The 4,068-nt window shown below is 63.6% G+C and carries 2 protein-coding genes and 1 pseudogene; all 3 read right to left on the reverse strand.

The genetic code is table 11. From position 1 onward, the window contains the following. Positions 1–2,336, reverse strand: a 2,336-nt coding sequence (gene infB / locus ACTHL0_RS13125; protein WP_440567184.1) for a translation initiation factor IF-2, incomplete at its 3' end; no start/stop codon positions are given. A 95-nt stretch (positions 2,337–2,431) separates the two neighbouring features. Then, positions 2,432–3,907 carry a transcription termination factor NusA gene (gene nusA, locus ACTHL0_RS13130; RefSeq protein WP_440567185.1) on the reverse strand — a complete coding sequence of 492 codons (1,476 nt, stop codon included), beginning with the start codon at positions 3,905–3,907 and terminating at the stop codon, positions 2,432–2,434. Then, positions 3,904–4,068, reverse strand: a pseudogene (locus ACTHL0_RS13135) (ribosome maturation factor RimP); the annotation flags it as partial. The pseudogene ACTHL0_RS13135 and the gene nusA, both read right to left, overlap by 4 nt.

Consider the following 4,068-nt stretch of genomic DNA (forward strand, 5'->3'; position numbering starts at 1 on the left):
ACGTCGGCCTTGACGATGAGCGGCAGCGTCTGCACTTCGCCCTCGCCCATCTGCTCGAGCATGCTTTCGAGCTTGGCGGCCTGCTGCTTCGCCAGCTTGACGTCGCGGAACTTGCCTTGGCGGAACAACGCGATTTCGCGCGCCTTGCGCTCGTCCGGCAAGACGATGACTTCCTCGCCCGCGGCCGGCACTTCCGACAGACCTTGGATCTCGACCGGGATCGACGGGCCGGCTTCCTTCGTCGCCTTGCCCGTTTCGTCCAGCATCGCCCGCACACGGCCGTAGGCGCTGCCCGCCAGCACGACATCGCCGCGCGAGAGCGTACCCGATTGCACGAGAATCGTCGCGACCGGACCCTTACCCTTATCGAGCTTCGCTTCGATGACGAGGCCCTTGGCCGGCGCCGCCACCGGTGCCGTCAGTTCGAGCACTTCGGCCTGCAGCAAAACGTTCTCGAGCAGATCGTCGATCCCTGCACCCGTCTTCGCCGAAACCGGCACGAACGGCGAATCGCCGCCGTATTCTTCCGGCACGACGCTTTCCGCGACGAGTTCCTGCTTGACGCGATCCGGGTTCGCCTCGGGCTTGTCGATCTTGTTGATCGCCACGACGATCGGCACACCACCCGCCTTCGCGTGAGCAATGGCTTCCTTCGTCTGCGGCATCACGCCGTCGTCGGCCGCCACCACCAGAATAACGATGTCGGTGGCCTTCGCACCGCGCGCACGCATCGCCGTGAACGCTTCGTGACCCGGCGTATCGAGGAACGTAATAACACCGCGCGGCGTTTCGACGTGATAGGCGCCGATGTGCTGCGTAATACCGCCCGCTTCGCCCGCCGCCACTTTCGCGCGGCGGATGTAATCGAGCAGCGAAGTCTTGCCGTGGTCGACGTGGCCCATGACCGTCACGACCGGCGGACGCGGCAGTTGCTCCGCATCGGATGCCTCGCCTTCGACGAGCAGCGCTTCCGGATCGTCGAGCTTGGCCGCGACCGCACGATGACCGAGCTCTTCGACGATGATCATCGCCGTTTCCTGATCGAGCATCTGGTTGATCGTGACCATCTGGCCGAGCTTCATCATGACCTTGATGACTTCCGACGCCTTCACGGACATCTTGTGGGCGAGATCGGCCACCGTGATCGTTTCGGGCACGTGCACTTCACGCACGATCGGTTCGGTCGGCGCCTGGAACGACGTAGCCGAATCCTGATGCTTGCCGCGGCCCCTCGGGCCACCGCGCCAGCCGCGATCGACACCGCCGCTCGAATCGCCGCGGGTCTTGATGCCGCGACGCTTCGCGGCGTCGTCTTGCCAGCCGCCCTTGCCGCCGGGCTTCTTTTTATCGGCCGCACCGGGCGCCGACGAAGGCTGGGACGTCGACGGCGCAGCCGTGCCCGTGGCCGGCTTGCGCGCGGCGGCAGGACGCGGCGATTCGCCGGCGGGACGCACGGGCTTGTGCAGCGTGCCCTTTGCTTCCGCCGCCTTGGCGGGCTCGGCGGGCTTCGGCGCCGGCGCCGGTTCCGGTGCCTTCACCTGGGCCTTGCGCGGCGTGTTCATCATTTCGCGGATCGCGCGTGCCTCGGCCTCGGCCTTTTCACGACGCTTGCGAATTTCTTCCTGCTCGGCGCGCGCCTTCTCGGCGGCCTCGCGTGCCGCGTCCTCGGCCTTCTTGGCCGCTTCGCGCTGCGCCGCGCGTTCGGCGGCGGCACGCTCATCTTCCGCAGCCGTGCGCGCTTCCTGCTCGCGGGCTGCCGCCTCGGCGTGCTGTTGAGCCGCCGCCTCTGCATGCTTCTTGGCAGCCTCTTCCTCGGCGCGCTGACGCTCGGCTTCGGCCGCCTTCTCACGCGACTGGCGTTCCGCTTCCTCGCGCTCGAGCCGTTCCTGGCGCTCGCGCAATTCCTGCGCTTGCTTCTCGAGCAGCTCCGCTTCGCGGCGCGCTTCTTCCTCGCGACGCTGCAAATCGGCGCTGTCGTCCTCGGCAACGGCTTCCTGCTGGACAGCGGCGGCATCGGCCGCGCCATCGCCTGCTTCGTCCCGCTTCACAAACACACGTTTCTTGCGCACTTCGACCTGAATGGTGCGAGCCTTGCCCGTCGCGTCGGATTGCTTGATCTCCGACGTGTGCCGGCGAGTCAGCGTGATCTTGCGCTTGTCGGTATCGGCGGAGCCGTGCGATTTGCGCAAATGATCGAGCAGACGCGCCTTGTCCGTTTCGGACAAGGCATCGTCCTCGCTTGCTTTCTGGACACCCGCCGCCTGAAGCTGCTCGAGCAGCACTCCGGCTGGCATTTTCAGTTCCGCGGCAAATTGGGCTACGTTGTTACTCGCCATTCATTCCTCTTAATGCAAGGACCGATTCCTTGCGGTTAGCATCGGGTCATGCGATCGAGCGATCGCTATCAAATCAGTGCGCCATGGTCATTCACTCACTGGAACCAGTGTTCACGTGCTTTCATGATTAACGCCTTCGCGGCTTCCTCTTCCATTCCAGTCATATCGACCAATTCGTCGACGGCCAGCTCGGCCAGCTCGTCGCGCGTTTGGATCTGATGCTCGGCCAGCTTCGCCAGCAAATCGGCATCCATCCCGTCGAGGCTCTTCAGATCGAGCGCCACGCCCTCGACCTTCTCCTCGTTCGCGATCGCCATCGTCAGCAGCGCGTCGCGCGAGCGATTGCGCAGCTCGTGAACCGTGTCTTCGTCGAATGCCTCGATTTCGAGCATTTCGTTGAGCGGCACGTAGGCGATTTCCTCGAGGCTCGTGAAGCCTTCGTCGATGAGGATGTCGGCGACTTCCTCGTCCACGTCGAGCCGCGCCATGAACAAGTCGCGCAACACGCCGCGCTCCTGGTTCTGCTTCTGCGCCGATTCGTCCGGCGTCATGATGTTGATCTGCCAGCCCGTCAATTCGCTGGCGAGACGCACATTCTGACCGCTGCGGCCGATCGCGACCGCCAGTTCGCTTTCGTCGACGACGACGTCCATCGAGTGCTTTTCTTCATCGACGACAATCGACTGGACCGCGGCCGGCGCCAGCGCACCAATCACGAATTGGGCGGGATCTTCCGACCACAGCACGATGTCGACGTTCTCGCCGCCGAGCTCGTTGCGCACCGCCTGCACGCGCGAACCGCGAATGCCCACGCAGGTGCCGATCGGATCGATGCGCTTATCGTAGGCCACGACACCGATTTTCGCGCGCACGCCGGGATCGCGGGCGGCCGCCTTGATTTCGAGCAGACCTTGTTCGATTTCGGGCACTTCCATCTCGAACAGCTTCATCAGGAACTCGGGCGCCGTGCGCGAGAGTTCGATCTGCGGGCCGCGCGCCGTACGATCGACCTTGCCGATATAAGCACGCACGCGATCGCCCACGCGCAGATTTTCCTTCGGAATGAGCTGATCGCGACGCAGCAGCGCTTCGACACGGCCCGATTCGACGATGAAGTTACCCTTATCCAGACGCTTGACCGTACCGGTCATGATCTTTTCGCCGCGCTCGAGAAAATCGTTCAGGATTTGCTCGCGCTCGGCATCGCGCACCTTCTGCAAGATGACTTGCTTGGCAGCCTGCGCGCCGATGCGGCCGAATTCGATCGACGGAATCGGCTCTTCGATGTACTGATCGATTTCGATTTCGGGCTCTTGTTCGCGCGCTTCGAACAACAGGATTTCCTGATCCGGCTCTTGCAGGCCGGCTTCGTCGGGCACGACGCGCCAGCGGCGATACGTTTCGTGTTCGCCCGATTCCCGATCGATATGCACGCGAATGTCGACGTCTTCTTCGAAGAGCTTCTTGGTGGCCGAAGCAAGTGCGGCTTCAAGCGCAGCGAACACCACATCTTTATCGACGTTCTTCTCGCGCGCCAGCGCATCGACCAGCATCAGTACTTCGCGACTCATTGTTTCCGGCTCCTAAAGTCTACGTGCGGGACCAGGCGTGCGCGGTCCATGTCGGCGAGCGTGAAATCGAGCATCGCGGCGCCTTCCTTCCCTTCAAATTCCAAACCGATCGTTTCGCCGTTCGGCGCATGCAGGATGCCCCGGAACGTCTTGCGCCCGTC

The organism is Trinickia sp. (assembly GCF_051961175.1).
GTDB lineage: Bacteria > Pseudomonadota > Gammaproteobacteria > Burkholderiales > Burkholderiaceae > Trinickia.

What these genes read in the sequence shown, in the direction of transcription:
- nusA (WP_440567185.1), bottom strand. Translation starts at nt 3,907, where the DNA reads ATGAGTCGCGAAGTACTGATGCTGGTCGATGCGCTGGCGCGCGAGAAG.